This window comes from Streptomyces sp. NPDC029152, from assembly GCF_055564355.1.
In genome coordinates this window covers 1-19,980 of record NZ_JBVHWR010000017.1, presented here as the reverse complement: position 1 = coordinate 19,980, position 19,980 = coordinate 1, and the positions used below count along the sequence as shown (strand labels likewise).

At 70.1% G+C, this 19,980-nt stretch carries 13 protein-coding genes and 9 pseudogenes; 11 read left to right on the top strand and 11 right to left on the bottom strand.

The window, feature by feature from the left end:
- Nucleotides 1–33: 33 nt before the first annotated feature.
- Nucleotides 34–648, top strand: a pseudogene (locus tag ACZ4V6_RS28890) (helix-turn-helix domain-containing protein); the annotation flags it as partial.
- On the opposite strand, the pseudogene ACZ4V6_RS28885 reads toward ACZ4V6_RS28890, so the two are convergent.
- A pseudogene (locus tag ACZ4V6_RS28885) lies at nucleotides 646–966 on the bottom strand (GNAT family N-acetyltransferase); the annotation flags it as partial. The pseudogenes ACZ4V6_RS28890 and ACZ4V6_RS28885 overlap by 3 nt on opposite strands.
- Before the next feature lie 320 nt (nucleotides 967–1,286).
- Here ACZ4V6_RS28885 and ACZ4V6_RS28880 point away from each other — a divergent pair.
- The 3 genes from ACZ4V6_RS28880 (at nucleotide 1,287) to ACZ4V6_RS28870 (ending at nucleotide 3,389) form a co-directional block, all read left to right on the top strand.
- Nucleotides 1,287–2,123, top strand: a complete 837-nt coding sequence (locus ACZ4V6_RS28880) for an AraC family transcriptional regulator (protein WP_467833196.1) — start codon at nucleotides 1,287–1,289, stop codon at nucleotides 2,121–2,123.
- 82 nt (nucleotides 2,124–2,205) lie between these two features.
- Nucleotides 2,206–2,673, top strand: a complete 468-nt coding sequence (locus ACZ4V6_RS28875) for a cupin domain-containing protein (protein ID WP_467833192.1) — start codon at nucleotides 2,206–2,208, stop codon at nucleotides 2,671–2,673.
- Nucleotides 2,670–3,389: an SGNH/GDSL hydrolase family protein gene (locus ACZ4V6_RS28870; RefSeq protein ID WP_467833189.1), complete on the top strand. Its 720-nt coding sequence runs from the start codon at nucleotides 2,670–2,672 to the stop codon at nucleotides 3,387–3,389. The genes ACZ4V6_RS28875 and ACZ4V6_RS28870 overlap by 4 nt, the downstream gene beginning before the upstream one ends.
- Before the next feature lie 962 nt (nucleotides 3,390–4,351).
- Here the strand turns inward: ACZ4V6_RS28870 and ACZ4V6_RS28865 are convergent.
- The 3 genes and pseudogenes from ACZ4V6_RS28865 to ACZ4V6_RS28855 form a co-directional block, all read right to left on the bottom strand.
- Nucleotides 4,352–4,507 carry an NACHT domain-containing protein gene (locus ACZ4V6_RS28865; protein ID WP_467833187.1) on the bottom strand — a complete coding sequence of 52 codons (156 nt, stop codon included), beginning with the start codon at nucleotides 4,505–4,507 and terminating at the stop codon, nucleotides 4,352–4,354.
- Nucleotides 4,508–4,885: 378 nt separating this feature from the next.
- Nucleotides 4,886–4,975, bottom strand: a pseudogene (locus ACZ4V6_RS28860) (hypothetical protein); the annotation flags it as partial.
- Nucleotides 4,976–5,539: 564 nt separating this feature from the next.
- Complete coding sequence (locus tag ACZ4V6_RS28855) at nucleotides 5,540–6,370, bottom strand: class I SAM-dependent methyltransferase (protein WP_467833184.1); 831 nt, start codon at nucleotides 6,368–6,370, stop codon at nucleotides 5,540–5,542.
- A gap of 73 nt (nucleotides 6,371–6,443) precedes the next feature.
- On the opposite strand from ACZ4V6_RS28855, the gene ACZ4V6_RS28850 reads away from it, so the two are divergent.
- Entirely contained in the window at nucleotides 6,444–7,031 is a 588-nt protein-coding gene (locus ACZ4V6_RS28850; protein ID WP_467833182.1) for a TetR family transcriptional regulator, read from the top strand.
- A gap of 179 nt (nucleotides 7,032–7,210) precedes the next feature.
- Here ACZ4V6_RS28850 and ACZ4V6_RS28845 read toward each other — a convergent pair.
- A pseudogene (locus tag ACZ4V6_RS28845) lies at nucleotides 7,211–7,711 on the bottom strand (IS5 family transposase); the annotation flags it as partial.
- A gap of 60 nt (nucleotides 7,712–7,771) precedes the next feature.
- On the opposite strand from ACZ4V6_RS28845, the pseudogene ACZ4V6_RS28840 reads away from it, so the two are divergent.
- A pseudogene (locus ACZ4V6_RS28840) lies at nucleotides 7,772–8,485 on the top strand (IS701 family transposase); the annotation flags it as partial.
- 104 nt (nucleotides 8,486–8,589) lie between these two features.
- On the opposite strand, the pseudogene ACZ4V6_RS28835 reads toward ACZ4V6_RS28840, so the two are convergent.
- Nucleotides 8,590–9,448, bottom strand: a pseudogene (locus tag ACZ4V6_RS28835) (IS5 family transposase).
- A gap of 543 nt (nucleotides 9,449–9,991) precedes the next feature.
- Here ACZ4V6_RS28835 and ACZ4V6_RS28830 point away from each other — a divergent pair.
- Nucleotides 9,992–10,501 carry a transglycosylase SLT domain-containing protein gene (locus ACZ4V6_RS28830; RefSeq protein WP_467833180.1) on the top strand — a complete coding sequence of 170 codons (510 nt, stop codon included), beginning with the start codon at nucleotides 9,992–9,994 and terminating at the stop codon, nucleotides 10,499–10,501.
- Between the two features lie 15 nt (nucleotides 10,502–10,516).
- On the opposite strand, the gene ACZ4V6_RS28825 is transcribed toward ACZ4V6_RS28830, so the two are convergent.
- A complete protein-coding gene (locus tag ACZ4V6_RS28825; protein ID WP_467833409.1) occupies nucleotides 10,517–10,999 on the bottom strand; it encodes a hypothetical protein in 483 nt (160 codons plus the stop codon).
- Between ACZ4V6_RS28825 and ACZ4V6_RS28820 the strand changes: the two genes are divergently transcribed.
- Nucleotides 10,886–11,701 (top strand): transposase, encoded by an 816-nt coding sequence (locus ACZ4V6_RS28820; RefSeq protein WP_467833399.1) that lies wholly within the window; start codon nucleotides 10,886–10,888, stop codon nucleotides 11,699–11,701. The genes ACZ4V6_RS28825 and ACZ4V6_RS28820 overlap by 114 nt on opposite strands.
- Nucleotides 11,702–11,936: 235 nt before the next feature.
- Here the strand turns inward: ACZ4V6_RS28820 and ACZ4V6_RS28815 are convergent, their stop codons facing one another.
- On the bottom strand, nucleotides 11,937–13,457 hold the full coding sequence (locus tag ACZ4V6_RS28815) for a hypothetical protein (RefSeq protein ID WP_467833178.1): 1,521 nt from the start codon (nucleotides 13,455–13,457) through the stop codon (nucleotides 11,937–11,939).
- 348 nt (nucleotides 13,458–13,805) lie between these two features.
- On the opposite strand from ACZ4V6_RS28815, the gene ACZ4V6_RS28810 reads away from it, so the two are divergent.
- Nucleotides 13,806–15,125 carry a hypothetical protein gene (locus ACZ4V6_RS28810; RefSeq protein WP_467833175.1) on the top strand — a complete coding sequence of 440 codons (1,320 nt, stop codon included), beginning with the start codon at nucleotides 13,806–13,808 and terminating at the stop codon, nucleotides 15,123–15,125.
- Nucleotides 15,126–15,201: 76 nt separating this feature from the next.
- Nucleotides 15,202–15,372: pseudogene (locus ACZ4V6_RS28805) on the top strand (MerR family transcriptional regulator); the annotation flags it as partial.
- A gap of 74 nt (nucleotides 15,373–15,446) precedes the next feature.
- Here ACZ4V6_RS28805 and ACZ4V6_RS28800 read toward each other — a convergent pair.
- The 3 genes and pseudogenes from ACZ4V6_RS28800 to ACZ4V6_RS28790 form a co-directional block, all read right to left on the bottom strand.
- Nucleotides 15,447–16,165: pseudogene (locus ACZ4V6_RS28800) on the bottom strand (IS6 family transposase).
- Between the two features lie 277 nt (nucleotides 16,166–16,442).
- Nucleotides 16,443–18,956 carry an excinuclease ABC subunit UvrA gene (locus ACZ4V6_RS28795; RefSeq protein WP_467833172.1) on the bottom strand — a complete coding sequence of 838 codons (2,514 nt, stop codon included), beginning with the start codon at nucleotides 18,954–18,956 and terminating at the stop codon, nucleotides 16,443–16,445.
- 23 nt (nucleotides 18,957–18,979) lie between these two features.
- Nucleotides 18,980–19,513: a pyridoxamine 5'-phosphate oxidase family protein gene (locus ACZ4V6_RS28790; protein WP_467833170.1), complete on the bottom strand. Its 534-nt coding sequence runs from the start codon at nucleotides 19,511–19,513 to the stop codon at nucleotides 18,980–18,982.
- 146 nt (nucleotides 19,514–19,659) lie between these two features.
- On the opposite strand from ACZ4V6_RS28790, the pseudogene ACZ4V6_RS28785 reads away from it, so the two are divergent.
- Nucleotides 19,660–19,854, top strand: a pseudogene (locus ACZ4V6_RS28785) (hypothetical protein); the annotation flags it as partial.
- Nucleotides 19,855–19,980: the final 126 nt, after the last annotated feature.

Sequence of the window (19,980 nt, the reverse complement as noted above, 5' to 3'; positions counted from 1 at the left end):
GGTGTCTGGGCTTCACCGCACACGGAGGTCTTCGTGTCCTGCCGTAATGCCCGGCCGACCGTTCACGGCAGACGGATCCTGGTCGAACGCGTCCTCGCGGGCCGACCTGTCGCGCACGCGGCCGCGGAGATGGGCATATCCCGTCCCACCGCCCACAAATGGGTCCGCCGCTGGCGGGCCGAGGGCGACGCGGGCCTGCACGACCGTTCCAGTCGGTCCCACACGCTCCCGCACCGGACTCCCGCCGCCCTCGAGGCTCGGGTCTGCCGCTTGCGGACCGGCCGCAAACTCGGCCCGGCCAGGATCGGCCCGATCCTGGGCCTGCCTGCCTCGACCGTGCACCGGATCCTGGTCCGGCACGGCCTGAACCGGCTGGACCGGCCCACCGGCGAGCCGGTCCGCCGCTACGAACGCGCCAGGCCCGGCGAACTGATCCACGTCGACATCAAAAAACTCGGCGACATCCCCGACGGCGGCGGCTGGCGAACCGTCGGCAGGACCGCAGGCGACCGCAACCGCCAGGCCACCCCCAACGAACGCAAGAGCTGCACGCCGGTGATCGGCTAAAGCTACATCCACTCGGCCGTCGACGACCACTCCCGCCTGGCCTATAGCGAGGTCCTGCCCGACGAACGCCGACACGCCGCCATCGCGGTCGCACTGCTCCAGGAGCTCACGCAGCACGGCCGTTCCGATGCCACCTCCCTGCAGGTGCGGGGCCAGATAGAAGTGCTCCAGCCAGTGAGCGTCCTCAGCCGGGCGTAGCGACGCACAGCCGGCGAAAGCACCACTCACCTCGATCACCCAGGTGTGCGCCGGAGCGAACCCGTCCCGCAGTCGCTGCCGCACTCGTTGATCGTCGTACCGCCCGAGCCGTTCCAAATCTGCCCGCAGCACCACGGCCCGCAGCTCGGCAACCGCCTCGACGTCCGCAACCGCAGCCAGCCGAATCCCCCAGTCCACCATGATCGTCAGGCTACCGCGCCAAGCTCCTCTCGCCCCCGTTGGCCTCTTGACTCAGGGGCTGTGCTGCGCCCTGCAGCCCTCGCCGCACGGCCCCTGCGGCATGGCCGCGCACCAGCACGCCAGCGGCCGCGTGCCCGGCCCTGCCCTCCGCGGATGCGACGGCTGTGCCGCAATGCCGACGCAGCCGGTTCGAGCATCGTGGACCTGCGTAGCTTCAAGCTGTCCCTGTCTCAGGACTTCTTGAGCCCATGCTCGGGTGTAGAGAAGTAGAGCCCTTGGATGGAGATCTTCCTGGCCGGGCGGCTCGTACACTGACGAAAATGGAGGACCACACGGCCACCGGGATCGGTGCACGTCCGGCGCGCGTTTTGCGGGAGTACGTCGACTCGTATGTCGGCTTCGACCTCCGCGGGCTCCCGGCGGGGGTGCACTGCGGCCCGCCGGGACGCGCGCTCACCGCGGTGATCAGCTTGTCAGAACCTTTGGAGGTAGCGGCGGGCGTTGACGACGGATCACCGGTCACCCGATTCAGCAGCGTGGCCGGCGGTCTGATGTGCCGGTCCGTCGCGATCCATCACGACGGACGCCAGCAAGGTGTGCGGGTGTCGCTGACACCGCTCGGGGCCCGGGCCATCTACGGCATGCCCGCCGCCGAGCTCGCCCACCGACTGGTCCCACTCGACGAACTTCTCGGAGCGCTTGCCGTCGAGCTGGTCGACCGGCTCCGAACGGCGTCAACATGGACCGCGCGGTTCACCGCGCTGGACGAATTGCTCCTCCGAGCCGTCGGCCGCGGCTCCGGCGGCGACCGCGTGCCCCGGGAGCGCCCCGAGGTGGCCGAGGCGTGGCGCCGTCTCGTCGCCGCGCGGGGTTGTGTCCAGGTTGGTGCGGTCGCCGCGGAACTCGGCTGGAGCCGGCGATACCTCACCGAGCGGTTTCGTGGTGAGGTGGGCCTGTCGCCGAAGACCTTCGCCCGAGTCTTGCGCTTCGAGCACGCGCACGAACTGGCGGCGGCGCAGGACCCGCTCCCGTGGGCCGATGTGGCAACCGTCTCCGGCTACGCCGACCAGGCCCATCTCGTTCGGGACTGGCGCGAGTTCACGAACCGATCACCGACGGCCTGGCGTCGCGGCGAAGTCCTCCTCGGAGTCGGGTAGCCGCCGGCCGTCTGCTCGTCGCGTCGGCTTCTCTTCCCTTTCCTTCAAGACCGCCCGATCGCTGTCGTGGACGATCGTCGGCATGAGACTCGTCGATCACGAACGCAATGCCATGAACCTGCGGAGCACCCCCGTGCACCTCGGACTGGGATCGAGAGCGAAACCCGTCGAGGGCTTCGCCTGGGACCCGGAGGTGCTCCAGGCCTACAGCGCCGCGGTCGCGGCAGACGGCGTCGAGGGCCGGATGGTGATGATCTTCGACGGCGATGGTCCCGGTGACCATTGGGAGAGCCACCCCGCAGGCGACGAACTGGTCGTCTGCCTCAACGGGGCGGTGACGGTCACCCGCGACGTGGACGGGGTGCCCGACCGCGTTCTGCTCGGGCCGGGTGAGGCCACCATCAACCCGGCCGGGGTATGGCACACGGTCGACATGGAGGGGCCTGCCTCCATCCTGGCCGTCACTGCGACCCTCGGCACCGACCACCGTCCTCGCACCGGCACCCGCCCGACCGAACGCATCGACACGCCCGGCCCGGAAGCACCATGACGACGCGCATCGCCTGCCTCGGCGACAGCCTCACCCGCGCGCTGATCAGCGCCGACTACCTGGACCTCCTCGGACGACGCCGCCCTCCCGGTGATCTGCAGCTTGCCCGCTTCGGCGCCAACGGTGACTTCGCCTACAACCTCTTGCGGAGCCTCGACGCCGTCATCGCGAACCCGCCCGACGTCATCACCGTGTTGATCGGGACCAACGACGCCCGAGCGAGCCTTGCCGGCTACCGCGTCGATAAGGTCATGAAGCGCAAGCAGCTCCCCGAACGCCCGTCAGCCGGCTGGTTCCAGCAGTGCCTGGGAGCCGTCGTCGCACGGCTGCGAGCGGAGACCGACGCGACGATCGGTCTGCTGTCGCTCCCGGTTCTCGGCCAACAACTCGACGGAGCAGCAGCGCAGGCATCGCAGGCGTACAGCCGGATGATCGCCGAAGTCGCCACCACCAACGAGGTGACTTACCTTCCACTCCACGAACGCCAGATCGAGGAACTTCGCCAAGCGGACCCACCGCCGATTCCCTACCGGGAGGTGACCCCCGCAGCGGGCCTCGGCGTCCTCGTCCAACGCGCCGTGCTTCGCCGCAGCCTCGACACGATCTCGCGGCGTCGAAACCTCGTGCTCACGACCGATCACATCCACCAGAACAGCCGCGGCGCCACCTTGATCGCTGAGGTCATCGACGCCGGTTTGCTGACCCAGGGTGCGTAGCTGGTTCCGGCGCCCGGCCAGTCAGATCCGCGAACAGGGGGCGCGGGTACTCCCGGACGATGGGCATGGCCGGACAGCGCCTCCCGGGCTGCGCGCCGTTATGCACCGGTGCTGTTGAAGTCGCCTGTCGGTCACGGCCCCGAAGATCGCCGGACACCGGCAATGCGCAGAAGTCCACCGCACGTACACGCTGACGCCTTCGGCAGGAATGGAGGGACGCCAGTGGAAGCAACCACCGTCCGCTGCGTGGCGCGTGCACGTATCGGAACGGGCCTGGCCGTATCGGTCACCCTGCTGCCTCTCGGTGGCCACGGACTGGCCAGGACGGGAATAACCCCCGAGGGCACACCGACCACGATCGGCCTGCTGTCCTGGATCGCCAGCGCCTTCCTGTTGCCGAGACTGTGCGAGGAGCGAGGGGCCCGTTCCGGCACTCACCGTCGCATCTGACGGCGCGCCCTGACCTGCGAACGGTCCGTCGACCTCAACCGGATCACCACCGTCAGGCTCCTGGCGACCTTCTCGTACGGCGGCACGTACCAGATCCTGCCGGTACGTGCCGCCGACGGGGTGCGCCTGGGTGTCACGACAGCAAGAAGCCGCGGAAAGCTGCGCCGAGCGATCGAGAAGGCGGACGTGAGCGCGTCGACACCGCACGGTTCAGGCTCGCCTCATACCGCTCCAGTGACTCGCGCTCGGCGTCCGCGAACGCACTCCTGGCGAACCGCGTCGTGCCAGTGCCGGACGAACGCTCGGACGTCGTCCCGCTCCATCGGCAGCAGCGTGGGTGCCGCGAAGCCCTGCGCCGCCAGCCAGTCCTCGGGCACCGGCGGACGGCCGCGTGGTCACGACATACCGCGCTGGTCAGTCCCTTCAGCCATTGCACGCAACGGCTCGCCGGAGGCTGAAAGGAAGTCCTCCGGCATGGGCAGCCTGTCCGGCATGTTGAAGGACCTCAGCCGTTACAAGAACGGCACGTGCCGGTTGAGATCCACCAGCTCCGGGGCGAAGGTTCGTCGTGCCGCATTCAGCGCCAGCCACTGCACCAGCGTCGACTTCCCCGACCCGGCCGGTCCCCGCAGCACCAGCCGGTCGCAGCCCGCGAGAGCCTGCTCCACTTCACCGAGGTTCGCGTAGCTTCCGAGACACCGAGCGCTTCGTGGTGAGGCTCATGAACACGCTCGTCGTCCACCGTCAGGCTGATGTACGCGGTATCCAGCGGCCAGCACAGCGTCGGCCGCCCAGGGTGACCCCGAACAGCTCCAGACGCGCGTGCGTCCCGGCGACGAAGTCCGCGTACCACTCCTCGAGACCGAGCGCGGTTTGTCCGCCGCGTGTGCTCCACCGCCGCCCACGCCGCAAACGTCGGGTGAGCCGTGAGCTGTTCCACCAGGTGCGCACAGCACAGCCGGAGCAAGCTCCTCGTACAGGTCACGGGCGCGTTCCACCAGGTCCGCCACGGGCCGCCGGAGTTCGTCAGTCAGGCGTCCGGGATCGAGGTCCACCGTGAGCAACCGGGCGGCGTCGATTGGGCCCGCGGCGGCGAACGTGTCCTGGACCGCCGCCAGCCTCTCCCACTCCGGCACCGAGGCGTACGCGGACGCGATGCGCTCCCCGAGGACCCGCGCCAGTTTCTCCGGCCTCGCCGGCTTCGACAGCGGTCGTACCGGATCCGCTACCAGACCCGCCCCCCGGCTTCGGCGTCAGCACTGCCTTCGCGACCGTCTGGAACACCGTCGACGCCAACCGGACGACCGCCGCTTCGAGCGCGTGCATCGCCCGACCTCCCCGTTGTCCGCAGACCGGATCGTAGGCAGATGACCGGCCGCGGATGGGCGAGATAACCCAGAAGACGGTGATCGCCCTGCCGATCGGATGGCATCTCGGCCAGCCGAACCCATCGCGCTACGCCCGGAAGACCCAGGCCCTGGCTGCTACTGTTCGGACGTCCTCGCCCGCCGACGCCGGTGAAGCCCGTCAAGGGCAACAGTGCTGATCGTGCAGTGGCCAGATGGCGCGAGTACCAATCGTGCCGGTCGCCGGGACGGACCGTTGGACTGAGGTCCGGCGCAACAAGCCGGTGAACCTTTCCCGCTCCCCGGCGTGTGTCGCCGAGTTCATCAGTCGGCGACACCCAGCGTTTGCGGTGGTCAGGCCGTATGGGAGCGGGTCGAGGTGATCACGACGGACGTGTAGGGCATGGTGGCGTGGCCGCCGAGCTTGTCGATCGCGGTCCCGGCGCTGTCCAGGACCTCCGCCATTTTGTCTGCGGGGAGTTGGGTGAGGCCGCCGAAGGTGGGGAGCTGGTCGAGCCACTCCTCTCGGGAGTAGGTGCGTTCCCAGGCGAAGCGCCACTGTTCGGGCTCGCTGAAGCTGCCGGTCTGCCGGATCCCGTCGGCGATTTTCGCGAACAGTGGCTGGTAGGCGTCCACGGCCGAGCCTCTCAGCAGATCGGGGTTGAACGGGGAATCGGGGGCGACTCGTTGGAGTGCTTCGGTGAGGACGTCGATCACCTCGGCCGGGAGTTGGGGGACGTGGTGGAAGGGGGCGAGTCGGCCGCCGGGCCGGAGGACCTGGGCCGCCTTGGCCGCGCCGGCGACGGGGTCCACCCAGTGCCAGGCGGTGCCGGCGATGACCGCGTCGAACTGACGTCCGGCCGGCTGCCAGTTCTCGAACCTGGCGACCTCGACCTCGACATCGCTGCGTCGTGCGAAGGCGGCCATCCGCTCGTCGGGCTCGACACCGAGCACCGTGCAGCCGGCCGCCTGGAACTGCCGGGCCTCGATGCCGGTCCCGGCTCCGACGTCGAGGACGTGCCGGCCGGGGCTTGCCGCGATGATCCTGTCCACCAGGGCCTGGGGATACGGCGGTCGGGCGCGGTCGTAGCGTTCGGCGTCCACTCCGAACGACTCGGCTGTCTGCCGGTGGCGGTGGGGTTCGGGGCCGGACTTGTCCGGCTGTCCCTGCGATAAAGTGGGCATGCGCCCACAGTAATGGGCGGTTGCCCACTTGTTAAGGCGGGGCGGCGTGGAAAGGGAGACGATGCCGTCAGGGGTGCACATCCATAACGTGCGTGGCCAGTTGTTCGAAGCCGCCGAGCGCGTCCTGCTTCGGGACGGGCCCGACGCGTTGACCAGCCGGGCGGTCACGGAGGAGGCGAACTGTGCCAAGGGTGTGCTGCACCGGCACTTCACCGACTTCGACGCTTTCCTGGCGGAACTGGTCCTCGACCGCGTCCGCGGCATCGAGGAGCGGACCACGATTCTGCGCGCGGCCGCCGGCTCCGGGAGCGTGGTGGACAACCTCGCCGACGCGCTGCAGGACCTGTTCGGGCCGGTCACGGTGGCGGTCGTCGCGCTCATCACCTTCCGTGACGGCCTCCGGGCCCGGCTGCGCGAGGCCGGTCTGATCGGCATCCCCCTGGCCATGCAAGGCACCGTCATGATCGCCGCCTATCTCACCGCCGAGCGGGAGTTGGGGCGCCTGGCCGGTGATGCCGACATCGACACACTCGCCCCCACCCTCGTCGGGGCCGGGCACCTGCTGTTCGCCGACCGGACAAGCGCCCCGCCGCAGACCGCCGCCGTCCGCAAGATGGTGACCACCGTCATGGCCGGCGCCTTGCGACCACCTCAGTCGTAGGTCGGGCCGCTGGTCAGGTGACGGAGGATTGCGCTGGGCCCCGGCCGCGCGCCCTGCAGTCCCGCAACGGTGCCGACCTCAGCACCGCCTTCCCCGAGACCACGGCCGCCGGGCGGGCCTGCGCGAGCCGCTGGTCCTCGACGGTGAGCTAGGCGCTGTTTCTTGGATCATGTGCGGAGTCAGATGATGAGTGCTGCGAGGGTGATGGTGCCGAGGTGGGTGTAGGCCCTTTTCTCGTAGCGGGTGGCGACGGCGCGGAAGCCCTTCAGGCGGTTGATGGCGCGTTCGGCGGTGTTGCGCTTTTTGTGGCGTTCGCGGTCGGAGCCGGTGGGTCGGCCGCGGGATCCGCGGTTGTGGCGGTGTCTTTGCTGGTCGAGCCGTTCGGGGATGGTGTGGGATATGCCGTTTCGTCGCAGGTAGCGGCGGTTTTCCCGGGACGTGTAGGCCTTGTCGGCCAAGACATGGCCAGGTCGGGTGCGAGGTCGGCCGACTCCGGGACGGGGCACTGACATCTGCTGCAGGACCGGCTCGAGTTGGGGGCCGTCTCCATAGTGTCCGGGTGTCAGGAGGAGGGCGAGTGAGCTGCATCGTCCGTCGGCTGCGAGGTGGTTCTTGGTGGTGAAGGCGCCGCGGGAGCGTCCCGGACACTCGCCGACCTGACCACCTCCTTCAACCGGACGAGCAGTTTCCGAAGGACCGGATCGACCTGGTTCGTCCGCCGGTGGACCTCCTTTTGAGGAATCGTCCGCCGCTGCCTGGCCGCCGGCCTGCCCGCCAGGTGGGTCACCGCGGACGAGGCCTATGGGCAGGACTGGCACTTCCGCCGCCTGCTCGAGCAATACGACATCGGCTACGTGGTGGCGGTGCCCAAGTCCCAGCAGATCAAGCCCTTGGCCGGCATCTGGCGCATCGACCAGCTCATCGAGGAAGCCCCCGGTGATGCCTGGCAGCGGCTGTCCTGCGGCGACGGCGCCAAGGGCCCACGGGTCTACGACTGGGCCGCGGCCAAGCTGCCCGCCAACCTCGTCTTCGACCCCGACCCGCCGACCCACCACCGCTGGGTCATGGCTCGCCGCAGCCTGTCCGACCCCGAAGAGGTCGCCTACTACCTGGCCTACGCCCCCGTCGGCGCCGAGATCGCCGAGCTGGCCCGCATCGCCGGCTCCCGCTGGGCGATCGAGGAATGCTTCCAGGCCGCGAAGAGCGAATGCGGCCTCGACCAGTACGAGGTCCGTCGCTATCCCGGCTGGTATCGGCACATCACCCTGGCCATGCTCGCCCACGCCGTCCTGACCGTACTCGCAGCACAACCCCAGGCCAGCGGCGAGACCGCAAAGGGGGGTGCAGAAACGGATCAGCCCTCATCCCGCTCACCGTGGCAGAAGTCCGGCGGCTCCTGGACACTCTCCTGCCCCACCCACGAGCCGACCGCGACCCCGTCACCCACGCACTGAAGTGGTCGGCCTGGAGAAGACGCCGCCAGACCGTCGCCCGCCGCTGCCACTACCGAAAACGCAGCTCAGGACACGATCCGCTACTGGAGTACTAGGGTCCGTCTTCAAACGGATCTTGCCCAGAGCAGAAATGACGCGAGACTGACCGCTGCCTCGTAGGAGGTGGCGGTCTTGTCGTATCTGGTGGCGATGCCACGGAAGCCTTTGAGTCGGTTGAAGCAGCGTTCGACGAGGTTGCGCCGGCGGTAGGTCTCCCGGTCGAATCCTGGCGGTCGACCGCCGCGGCTCCCGCGCTGCAGCCGGTGCCGCCGCTGGTCGGCCTTTTCGGGAATGGTGTGCGCGATGCCGCGTCGTCGCAGGTAGGCGCGGAAACCGCGGGAGCTGTAAGCCTTGTCCGCGATGACCTGGTCGGGTCGGCAGCGTGGCCGGCCGGGCCGCTGCGGGGAACGCGGATACGTTCGAGCAGGATGCGTGCACAGACACTGTCATGGCGCTGGCCCGGTGTGACGAGGGGGCCAGGGGACGGCCTTTGCCGTCGCGGGCGAGGTGGATCTTGGTAGTCAGTCCGCCTCAGGATCGGCCGAGGGCGTGATCGTCCGGTTCGTCCGGCCGGTGGATCCCCCTTTTCGGCCGGTGGCGGCGGCGTGCTGGTGGGCGCGGACGATGGTGGAGTCGATCTGGACCAGCCAGTCGATGTCCCCGGTGGCGTCCGCCTGGGCCTGGATCTGCTGCAGGGCCCGGGTGAACACGCCGTCGATCGCGTAGCGGCGGAAGACGGGTATAGACCGTCTGCCAAGGCCCGTAGCGTTCGGGCAGGTCACGCCACGAGATGCCGGTGCGGATCTTGTAGGCCATCCCGTTGATGACCTGCCGGTCTGCCACCCGAGGCCGTCCCGTGGCGGCCCGCGGTATCAGCGGAGCAAGCAACTCCCACTCCTGACCGGTGAGTTCATGGCAGCGAATCACGCCACCATGATCCACCACCCGATGATCTTTGAAGGCGGACTCTAGTGTTCGAGACCCATACGTCCAGCTTCACGACCACCGGTTCCTCCTCGCCGTGGACCGGGATCTCCTCGGCGTGGCCGCGCGGTACCGGCCGGTCGACGCGTGTACGCATGTGCGAGCTGTGCTCTGCCGGCTTCCGGGTGGAGCGAGCCGGGCCGGGAGCCTGGTTTTGCGGCTCTCGGCGTGACGCCTCCCACGAGAGGCAGGTCACGTCCTAAGCGGGATCGTAGAGCCGTACAGCGGTCTGGCGCGCAGGAAAGCCACTAAATGACTGAATTGGGCAGATTCTACTCTCTTGGGTAGTAGGTCACGTTCTTGCTTCCTGTTTTCGTGGTCGTTAACCATGTTCCTCGTCGCCGCAAGCAGCGGGTCGGGCCGGGCAGGAATTGCCGGGGCCGTCCTTGTTTGCCGCGTTGTGCGGGGCCTTGCCCCGACGCCCGACAGGCCGCGACCGGATAATCCGGCCGGCGCCTCAAAGACGTCCCCCAGGAGACCCCCATGACCGCGATCACCGCTGCGTCCCGCCTCGCCCGTCTGCGCAACCTGGCCGTCACCGGCCTGGTCACCACCGGCGCCGCGGCCGCGGCCCTGACGCTGATGCCGGCCACCGCCCACGCCACCGAGGCCCCCAAGGCCGCCCCCGCCATCGCCTCCAAGGCCACCGGCCCCGCCGGTGCCAAGGGCGGGGCGAACAACCTCGACGGCTGGATCAAGCAGTCCCTGGCCATCATGAAGGCCAAGGGCATCCCGGGCACCTACGAGGGCCTGCACCGCAACATCATGCGCGAGTCCAGCGGCAACCCCAACGCCCAGAACAACTACGACGTCAACGCCAAGAACGGCACCCCCTCCAAGGGCCTGCTCCAGGTCATCGACCCCACGTTCAAGGCATTCCACGTCGCCGGCACCGCCAACAGCTCCACCGACCCGGTCGCCAACATCACCGCCGCAGCCAACTACGCCGCCCACCGCTACGGCTCCATCGACAACGTCAACTCCGCGTACTGAGCCACCCGGCGTTCGTCACCCGTCCACATTGAGTTCCACGTACAGCACCTCCAGCAGCTCCCCGCCCTCGGGCGTGCCCGGGTCGCCGGGAACCTCGTAACCGGCCGTCACGCCGAAGGTGGCCCAAGCCCCGGCCCGGGGGACGAAGGTAACGGTTACTGTCACGGTCACCGCCCAGCTCTCCGGCGCCCAGATTCCCGGAGTCACGGTCGCTTTACGAGCTGGTGCGTGATTGCGGTTGAAGGGTGATCGCGCGAGGGTGGGATGATCCAGTCCGTGGTGATCGTGGTCGACCGGGGCGTCCTCGCGCATCAGCTGTTCACCGGTGTCTCCCGGCAGCATCTGGCTTGCCTGGCCGAGGAGTCGGCCGGCCCGTGGCAGGCCGTGGTCGCGGGTCGTCGTCGCGAGGTCCGCGGCGGGGCCGGGAAGCGTGAGGCGGGGGCCGGTGCCCGGCATCGGCTGGTGTTCGCCGACCGGCTGGTCGTCACGCTGATCCATCTGCGGCACGATCTCCCGCACTCCGTCCTGGCCCTGTCGTCCGGTGTCGACCGTTCCACCGTCACCCGCGCGGTCGGAGAGATACGCGGGCTCCTGGCCGAACGCGGATGCGTGGTCCCTGACCGTCCTGGCCTGCGGCTTCGGACCCTGGCGGATGTGTTCGCCCAGGCCCGGGCCGAGGGCATCGCGCTGCGGCTGGATGCCACCGAGATCCAGGTCCGCCGGCCCGCAGCCGGCCGCGGCGGACGCCGGGCGTTGGTCTCGGGCAAGAAGAAGCGGAACACGATGCAGGCCGCTGTCGTCGTCGGCCATCGGGGCCGCCCTCTTTGGACCGACGCCCTGCGGCCAGGGCGGATGCACGATGCGACCGCCGCACGCAGCGAAGGCCTCGGGACCTGTGTCCAGCACTTCCCGGACGTGGAAGTGCTTCTGGACGACGGCTGCCTCGGTCTCCGGCGTGACCGCCCCGGCCAGGCGATCACACCGCCCAGAAAACCGAACAAGATCGCTTTGCCGCACGTACACGCAGCCAGGGAAGAGGCCCGGCACCGACACCCATCGAAGCGCATCCCCGTCGAGCGCGCGCTCGCCGACCACGAACGCTGGAAGCAGCTGACCCGCTGGACGCACCGGCGAGAGGCCCTGCCCGACACCTACCGGGCCATCGCCGGCCCCGTCTCCGACCGCACCGCCAACGCGTGACCATGACCCTGAGCAGGCAAACACGCCTCAACCGCAATCACGCACCAACTCGTAAGGGGCCTGCACGTCGCCGCTGCGACACCGGCGCACCCCCCCGGACGTCGGGAGGCCGCCCACCGCACCACCGGCCCTGCTCCGGGCGGCGGTGCGGCGGGCGCGCCCGGCTCGGCGCGGTGAGCGTGGTGCCGGCCGGCGGACGGCGCTCAGCCGCCCCGGTCGGGCGGCCGGTCGGGGCTCACCAGGGCAGGACGCGGCGCACGAACACGTCGTCGTGCCCGTTCGTGTCCCCTGGGTAACCGAAGACGCCGTCCGGGCCCGCGACGAGCACCGAGGTGCCGTGGGCGTCTGCAGCGACGAGGGTGCCGGCCTGGCCCGTGGTGCTCTGCCCGAGGTCGAACAGCGTCTCGGTGCGTCCGGTCAGCAGATCGCGACGGAAGAGGTCACGTCGGCCGTCGGTGTCGCCGGGGACGAGGCCGTCCGAGGTGGAGTCGAAGTAGACCCAGCGGCTGTCACCGCTGGTGACGATCTCTGTCTCGTCGCCGTTGCCGTCCTCACCGGCGGTGGTCCGGGCCACCTGGACGGTCTTCCCGGTCTCCAGGTCGTGGACGTAGGCGATGTAGCGGTGCGGGAGCAGTCCGCCGGAGGGGGCCTCGGGGCGCCTGTCGATCTCCCAGCCGATGAAGGCGATGTGCCGTCCGTCCGGGGTGATCCGGCCGGAGGGGGTCCCCAGCAGCCGGTCCGGTCCCATGCTGCCGCCCTGGACACGGCCGGTGCGCAGGTCGTAGACGTACATCGGATAGAGCCTCGGCTTGCGCATCGAGGCACCGCCGTCCTGCCCGGGCCCCTCGGCGCCGGATACGGAGTCGCCGCCGGCGGGCCACTTCGCGTCCGCGGTGCCCGCAGCCCTCGTTTCCTCGGGATCCTGGTCCCCGCCACCTGAGTCGCCGGAGTCCTCCGCCAGGCTGAAGGTCCGGGAGATGAAGGCGACGCGCTGCCCGTCGGCGCTGATACTGGCCGAGCGGGAGGGCTGATCGGGAACGCCACCCTCACGGGTGACGCTGGCCAGCCGTGTGACGCCGGTCCTGCGGTCGAGGACGTAGATGTTCTGGCGGCCCCGCTCACCACCGGGAAGGTCCGGCGTGCGGGTGGAGGAGAAGGCCAGGTACCGCCCGTCCCGGCTGATCGACGGGTCGAAACCGCCCCCCTCGCCCTCCGCCGTCGCCCGCACCGTGCGGCCCGTGACCCGGTCGAGGACGAACACGTCGCTCCGGTCGTCCGTGTCGTCCTCCACCAGCCCGGGCTCGTCCGAGGCGAAGGCCACGTAGCGGCCGTTGCCGCTGAGCGACATCCCGCGGAACGGGACGGTGAGCTGCTGGCCGTGGTCCCCCAGGGAGACCCGCTGGACGCGCCCGGTCCAGGTGTCCCGGACGAAGGCGTCCTCGATGCCGTTGGTGTCTCCCGGCACGAGGTCGTCCGCCGCGGAGGAGAACAGCACGAACCGCCCGTTCTCACTCACGCCGCCGCCCTGCGACGGGGCCGTGAGCTGCCCGCCGCCCGACCCGTAGCTCACCCGCTGGGTGAGCCCCGGCACCGCCGCCGGCCCGGCCCCCACCGGCGCGGCCGCTGCGGGCACGGCCATACCGGCGCCCAACAGCGCCACGGCGGCGAGGACCCCACCGCCCCGCACCGCCTGCCGGGCGGTCGGCCGCCCTCTTCCCCTGCCCCCGCCCGTCCCGCGTACCACTCTTTCGGCCATGACCGTCCCCTCCGTCGTCTCCCCTGACGCATGCGGGCGCGGCCGGACCCTCCGATGCCGGCGGCGGCCGCGCGCAGCAGAGCAAACCGCCCCCGTCCGCCCCGGTCAACGGCGTCCACCCGGCAGCGACGACAACGCGCCACCAGCAGCCCAAGAGCAAGGCGACCCTCCGCTTGCTCGCCCGCGCCCCGAGCCGCTGCCCCCGCCGCGCTCCGCAGACCGGCGAAGGACACCGACGATGCCGTGTGGAGTCGGCTTCCGGTAGAAGGCGAGGTCGCCCCGCCCGCCGCAGGACGCGAGGTGCGACCACGCGGCCAACTCACCTGTGGCAGGGGAGAGGATGCCCGTATGACACTGCTGCCGATCACCGCACCCGCGTCCCTGCTGGGCACCCACCGTCTCGATCCGGAAGCCGGAGGATGGGGCCTCAGGACCGACCATGCCGTGGCGACGGCGGCCGGCGACACGTACGTGCTGACCGGCTTGCGCCGCTACCGCGGACATGCGGCCGGCTCGGCCGACCCCGCCGAGCAGAATTTCGGCTACCAGCTGATCACCCGCTACGACACCGACGGAAAGCCCACCGCCACCGCCGTGTTCGGTCAGGCGGTGCCGGGCGGCTCCCCGTCGGCCGTGCCGGAGGGCGACGACGCGACCCTGGCCGTCATGCCGGACGGCGCGCTCGCCGTCAGCTCCGGGCCCGGCAGCACCCACCTGCTGTCCCCGGACCTCGACGAGGTCCTCGCCTCCTGGCCGATGTCATCGGGCTGGAAGAGGAAGGAGGGCCCCGGGGAGAAACCGTTCGCCGCGTCGGTCACCGTCACTCCCGCGGGCCGGCTGCTGTGCATGACCTCCGAGTACGGGATCAGCAACTGGGTCGGCGCCCTGCCCAACATCGTCGCCGTCTCCGAGCCCGGTGCCACCCTCGGCCCGGGCCGCACACCCGTGCTGCGCGCCGTCGCGACCCTGGACGCGCGCACCGACCGCCAGAGCGACGCCGACTCCTACCCGCACGTGCGGTACCGGGACGAGCCGGTGGGACGCGGCAACCGGCCCTCGCCCTCGTTGACCGAGGCCCTGTCCGAGCTGACCGGGACGAGCGGGAACCTCCACGGTTACCTCGACTCCACGATGACCCGCCCGGCAGCGCTCGGCGACGACCTGTTCGTCGTCCCGGTCTTCGGAAAGACCTACCGTTCGAGCAACCGGGGCCAGGAGTTCAGCTTCGCCCTCGTCGACGACCGCGGGGTGCTGCGGGGCCGCCTGCAAGGTCTGGACCTGCGCGAGGACAGCCCGTTCACCGGCTTCGACTTCACCGTCGTCGCCGACCCGCACCGCGCCCGCGCCTTCCACCTCAACCGCTACGGCCTGTACGCGTGGAGCACCGACGGCGTGCTGCGCGCCCGGATACCGACCCTGGACAAGCCGTTCAAGCCCCTCGTCCACTTCGCCCTGCTGGAGTGCACCCCCGCAGGGGAGCTGCTCCTCGCCCACCGCAAGCAGCATCTGCTGCTGCGGGTGCCGGTGCCGCAGGACCTGGACGGCCTGGCGGATGCGGTGCAGAGCGCACTGCGGGGCTACGGCCGCGAACGCGCCGCGCTGAAGAAGCAGTACGCGCCCGTCAATTGGCTCTGGCCGGACACCGCGGCCGCCGTGCACCCTCTCTGACGACCCATGCCGCAGGGCTGCTGTGAAGCGGAAAGCACTTGACCTTGTCGCAGCGACAACGTCTCTACTGGGTGCCATGCGCACCGGAGAGCTCGCCGGTGCCGTCGGCATCACCACCCGGGCAGTGCGGCACTACCACCGCATCGGGCTGCTGCCCGAGCCTCCTCGACAGCCCAACGGATACCGCAAGTACACGCTGCGCGACGCCGTCGAACTGGCCCGCACCCGCCGACTGGCCGAACTCGGGCGCTTGTCACGTTGTTGGGCGGACGGTCTCTGATGATGAGTCACGGCCTGATGGGGCCTGGCTCCGAGCTGTGCTCAGGCCGCGGTGGCGAGGCCGGCGACGCCGGTGGTCTGCTCCCAGATTGCGCAGCGGACGGTCGTCTCGGCTCGGTGGGCAGCAGCGGTCATCAGATGACGGCGGGGCCGGAAGTGGGTTGAGATGCTGCTGAACGCGGAGAGGAACCGCTGTGCTCCGCCCACCGAGCAAAAGCCTTTCATCGCCCGCTCGCGTTGCCTGGTGGGCTGGTGGCTGTTCTCCGCCCGGTTGTTCAGATACTTCGACTGCCGGTGTTCGACGCAGGGCATGACCTCTCGGTGGGCGGCGCCGTAGGAGCGGAGCTTGTCGGTGACGATCACCCGCGGCACCGCGCCGGTGTTCTTCAGAAGTCTGCGGAAGAAGCGTCTGGCCGTGGCCTTGTCCCGGCGGTTCTGCACCAGGATGTCCAGGACGCTGCCGTCCTGGTCGACCGCCCGCCACAGGTACTGCCCCGCCCGTTGATCTTGATGAAGACCTCATCCAGGTGCCACTTGTCCCCAGGCCGAGGCTGCCGACGGCGCAGCGCGCCTGCGTAGGCCGACCCGAACTCGGCGCACCAGCGGCGCACCGTCCCGTAGGAGACGACGATCCCGCGCTCGAGCATCAGCTCCTCGACCTCGCGCAACGACAGCGGGAAACGGAAGCACAGCCACACACAGTGGGAGATCACCCCGACCGGGTACCGGTGCCCCTTGTAGGACAACGACACGGCCCCCACGGACAGCCCCCTCCAGCACGATCAACCAGAAGATCATCCCACCCGGCCGACCAACGTGACAGCGCCGATGAATCGTGTGACGTTGATCGGTAGCTGGCGGATCTGATTGGTAGTTGGCGAGCCATGGTCTGGCGACTGTGAGTTGTGGTCGTGTACGGAGATACGCGGCGGCTCGGGCTTGCCCGGTCCCGGTGCAAGCCATGCGTGGCCCGTGGCGAACGGACAGCCGCCGCGGACCACGCATGCGACCCTGCAGGTCGCGCCGGCACGCCGTACGTCAGCGCCGTGCGTCCTCCGAGGCGTCCAGGAGTGGCAGGCCGGCCGCGTACCGGCGCAGGTATCCCGCGGTGGGAGTGTCCGCGCCGGCGACGGTGTCGGGGGTGCCCTGCGCGACCACTGCGCCTCCGTTGGGGCCGGCTCCCGGTCCGAGGTCGATCACCCAATCCGCGGACGCGGCGACGGGGATGTCGTGTTCGGCCACGACGACGGTGTTGCCGGAGTCGAGCAGCATGTCGAGCGCGTCGACGACCCGCTGGATGTCGGACGGGTGCAGGCCCGAGACGGGTTCATCGAGGATGACGAGGCCGGCCTTGCGGCTCGCCGCGCCGCGCTGGATCGAGGACGCGAGTTTGAGGCGCTGGGCCTCGCCGCCGGACAGCTCGGTGGCGCTCTGGCCGAGTCGGAGGTAGCCGAGCCCGACCCGGTCGAGCGCAGTGAGGATCTCCGCGAGCTGCCGGGGTTCGGTGAAGACCTCCCCGGCCTCGGCGACGGTCAGGTCCAGCACCTGGTCGACGGACAGCCCCCGGTAGGTGACCTCCAGGGCCTCGGGTCCGTAACGCCGGCCGTCGCACGTGTCGCACACCACCCACATGTCGGGGAGGAAGTGCATGTCGACGAGCCTGCGGCCGTAGCCGGTGCAGGTCTCGCAGCGGCCGCCGGTGGTGTTGAAGCTGAACCAGGAGGCGTCGACGCCGCGTGCGCGTGCCGTATCGGTGGCGGCGAACAGTTTGCGGACGATGTCGAACGCCTTGCTGTACGTGGCCGGGTTGGATCGCGGCGTGCGCCCGAGGGGTTCCTGGTCGACCACGGCGACCCAGCCGAACCCGTCGAGTCCGGTCACCTCGCGCACGGTGTCGGCGGCCGTGCCTTTGAGGGCGGCCGCCGCGCCCGCGGCGAGTGCGCCCAGGACGCTGCTCTTGCCGCTGCCGCTGACCCCGGTCAGGCAGGTGAGCCGCCCGGCAGGGAGGCGCAGCAGCTCCGCGGCCGTGTTGTGGGCGCGCAGGCCGTGCAGTTCTACCCAGTCGGCGTCATCGCGGACCGGGCGGGGGGTACGGCGCAGCCGCGGCCCGTTGCCGGCCAGGTAGCGGCCAGTGGCCGAGGCGGGGTTGGCGGCGACCAGGGCGGGTGAGCCAGAGACCAGGACCTCGCCGCCGAGGCGGCCCGCGCCGGGGCCCATATCGACGATCCAGTCGGCGCGGGCGATCAGTTCGGGATCGTGTTCGACGAGGAGGACGGTGTTGCCGGCTTCGCGCAACTCCAGCGCGATGCCGAGGAGGTGGTTCTTGTCCGCCGGGTGCAGCCCGGCGCCGGGTTCGTCCAGGACGAAGATGACGTCGCTCAGCTCGGTGCCGAGCTGAGCGACGAGCCGGGTGCGCTGCAACTCACCGCCGGACAGTGTGGCGGCGCTGCGGGACAGCTGCAGGTGGGCCAGGCCAAGCCGGTCCAGGAGGCGGATCCGGCGTCCGAGGTCTTGCAGCAGGGGCTCGCCGACGGTGCGCTGCCAAGGGTCGAGGGAGTCGGCGACGTGCCCGGCCCAGCGGCGGACCTCGCGTACATCCACGTCCAGCAGCTCGGGGTAGGTCAGGCCGCCGAGACGTACGGACCGGGCGACCCGATCGAATCCGCTGCCGTGGCAGGCGTCGCAGGGCTGCTTGCGCATGTACGGGAGGTAGCGCTGCTTGGCGTCGGCCGTCTGGGCGTTGACGAACACCCGTTCCACCTCGGCGAGCGCGCCGCGCAGCGGTTGGCTGGAGGTGTAGGTCATACGAGCCGTCTCGTTCTTGTTCGGGATGTCGATGGTGGCCTCGACCGCCTCCTCGCCGGTGCCGTACAGGACCTCGTGCTGGAAAGCGGCGGGCAGCGACTGCCAGGGGCGGTCGAGGTCCACGCCGCGTTTGGCGGCGAGTGCGGGGACGAACATGTGCTCTCCGGACCGCCATTTGGCGTACCAGGGGGAGGCGCCTTCGAAGAGGGGGAGGTCCGGGCGGGTGATGACGAGGTCTTCCTGGGCCTGCCAGCGTCCGCCGGCGCCGTGGCAGTCCGGGCAGCTGCCTTCGGGGGTGTGGCGGTCGAAGTGCGCAGTGGTCAGGGCGGCGTCCGTGGCCGGGTCCGTGTCCGTGCCGATCCGCGGAAGGCGCGAGTAGAGCAGTCCGAGGTGCCCATCGATCCCGGTGATGGTAGCGATCGTGGAGCGGGGGTTGCGGTTCAGGCGGCGCTGGTCGACCGCGAGTGTGGCGCTGAGGCCGAGGATGCGGTCGACCTTGGGGCGGTTGCGCTGGGTGATGTACTGGCGTACGAACGGCGAAAGGCCCTCCAGATACCGCAGTTGGGCCTCGCTGTGCAGGGTGTCGATGGCGAGTGAGGTCTTGCCACTGCCGCTGACGCCGGTGAAGGCGACGAGGCGGCCTTTGGGGATGCTGACGGACACGTCGCGCAGGTTGTTGGTGCGGGCGCCCACGACGTCGATGGTGTCGCGCGTCTTGCCGACCCCGGCAGCGTGTGGGGCCGGCATGCGCGTGCCTGGCACGGGCGGGGTCACGCCTCGTCCGCCTTCCCGCCGAGCTTGGCGAGGTCGGGGGCGAACACGGCCATCCACTGCGGGTGCAGTCGGTAGAAGACCACCTCGTTGTCCCAGTCGAAGGCGTCGTCGCCATAGAAGCCCCGGAAGTACGCGAGCAGGTCCGGCCAGTCGGCGGCCGGCTCGCCGTCTCGGGGGTTGAGGACCTCCGCGGTGCCGTGTGTGAACACACCCAGGTCCTCCCCGCGCATGTGCGCGGCGCTGACGGCGGGCCGGGCGGCGAGGTGCCGGGCCTTGGCGGCGCCGCGCGCGGTGCCGAAGTGCCATTTGCCGTGCAAGAAGTGCCCGTCCACGCCGCTGACCCGCGGCTCGCCCTTTGCCGTCACGGTGGACAGCGCAAGCGTGCACATTCCAGTGAGCACACCGGTGAGCTGCTCGGCGGTGAGCGTGCGCTCGCTGCTGATGATCGACCGCAGGTGCGCCGTGGAGCGGGCGAGCGAGGCGTCGAGGAGGGCTTGGAGTCGGTGGAGATCGTCGGGTGTCTCACGCATGAGGATCCTTGTCTGTCCGTCGTCCCGGCCCGCGTCACCACGACACCGACCGGCACCCCTACTGTCTTCACGAAACCCGACATCTTCTGTCGTATTTCTTGCGGCGTCCTCTGCACCTTGCCATCGGGGTGTGGGCAGGCGTACGGCTGCGGACACCGCGACCCTGCGCCGCGCCCACGGCTGGGCGGTGCTGGATTGTTCCGAACGGGTTGTGGGAGACCGCCAAGTTGTTGATCTCGCCGTCGAAGGTGCGGCCACAGGGCGGCGGAACGCAGGACACGCCTGATGAGACGCTGCTCGCGGCGATCATCTACGTGCTGGTCAGTGGCTGTGCCTGGCGGGGGGCCGTCTCACGCCCGGACTCGCCAACTTACTGATCGTTTCAGAATGAGGTTCGGAGGCGACGCAAGCAGATGATGCTGCAGGCGAGTTGGAGCAGGCCGAGGTGGAGGTCGGCGCGTATCTCG

Bases quoted from the DNA above. Each gene is read 5' to 3' on its own strand.
- ACZ4V6_RS28880 (WP_467833196.1), top strand. From the start codon at position 1,287: ATGGAGGACCACACGGCCACCGGGATCGGTGCACGTCCGGCGCGCGTT.
- ACZ4V6_RS28875 (WP_467833192.1), top strand. From the start codon at position 2,206: ATGAGACTCGTCGATCACGAACGCAATGCCATGAACCTGCGGAGCACC.
- ACZ4V6_RS28870 (WP_467833189.1), top strand. From the start codon at position 2,670: ATGACGACGCGCATCGCCTGCCTCGGCGACAGCCTCACCCGCGCGCTG.
- ACZ4V6_RS28855 (WP_467833184.1), bottom strand. From the start codon at position 6,370: ATGCCCACTTTATCGCAGGGACAGCCGGACAAGTCCGGCCCCGAACCC.
- ACZ4V6_RS28830 (WP_467833180.1), top strand. From the start codon at position 9,992: ATGACCGCGATCACCGCTGCGTCCCGCCTCGCCCGTCTGCGCAACCTG.
- ACZ4V6_RS28825 (WP_467833409.1), bottom strand. From the start codon at position 10,999: ATGGATCAGCGTGACGACCAGCCGGTCGGCGAACACCAGCCGATGCCG.
- ACZ4V6_RS28815 (WP_467833178.1), bottom strand. From the start codon at position 13,457: ATGGCCGAAAGAGTGGTACGCGGGACGGGCGGGGGCAGGGGAAGAGGG.
- ACZ4V6_RS28810 (WP_467833175.1), top strand. From the start codon at position 13,806: ATGACACTGCTGCCGATCACCGCACCCGCGTCCCTGCTGGGCACCCAC.
- ACZ4V6_RS28795 (WP_467833172.1), bottom strand. From the start codon at position 18,956: ATGCCGGCCCCACACGCTGCCGGGGTCGGCAAGACGCGCGACACCATC.
- ACZ4V6_RS28790 (WP_467833170.1), bottom strand. From the start codon at position 19,513: ATGCGTGAGACACCCGACGATCTCCACCGACTCCAAGCCCTCCTCGAC.